General features: G+C 75.8%; 1 protein-coding gene. It reads left to right on the top strand.

The window, feature by feature from the left end; translation table 11 throughout:
- Positions 1 to 690 (top strand): FAD-binding oxidoreductase (locus AC1DY2_RS20345; protein WP_476764064.1); only part of this gene is annotated, 690 nt, incomplete at both ends.

Consider the following 690-nt stretch of genomic DNA (forward strand, 5'->3'; position numbering starts at 1 on the left):
GAGCCGACCGCTCGCCGTCGTGCACGCGGCATCCGTCGACGAGGTGCAGGCCGTGCTGCGCCTCGCCCACGAGACGCGCACGCCGGTCGTGCCGCGCGGCGCCGGCACGGGCCTGGCAGGCGGCGCGATCGCGAGCCCCGGCGCGATCGTGCTCGACGTCTCGCGGATGAACCGCATCCTCGAGGTCTCCGAGGCGGACGAGCTCGCCGTCGTCGAACCGGGCGTGCTCAACGGCGACCTCAACGACGCGCTCGCGCCGCTCGGCCTCTGGTTCGCGCCTGATCCGGCGAGCCGGGCGATCTCGTCGATCGGCGGCAACATCGCCACGAACGCCGGCGGCCTGCTCTGCGCGAAGTACGGCGTGACCCGGGAGGCGGTGCTGGGCCTGGCCGTCGTGCTCGCCGACGGCCGGTTGCTGCGCACGGGCCATCGCACCGTGAAGGGCGTCACGGGCTACGACCTCACGGCCCTCCTCACCGGGTCCGAGGGCACCCTCGGCGTCATCGTCGAGGCGACGGTGCGGCTGCGTCCCATCGTGCCGGGCGAGGTCGTCACCGTCGCCGCGGCGTTCCCGGGCGTCGAGGCCGCCGCCGCGGCATCCGCTGCCGTCACCGCCGCCCGCATCCGCCCGGCGGTGCTCGAGCTCATCGACGCCGCCGCGCTCGCCCGCATCGCCGCGCACCTCGGCGA

The organism is Agromyces sp. P1_H4 (assembly GCF_056405255.1).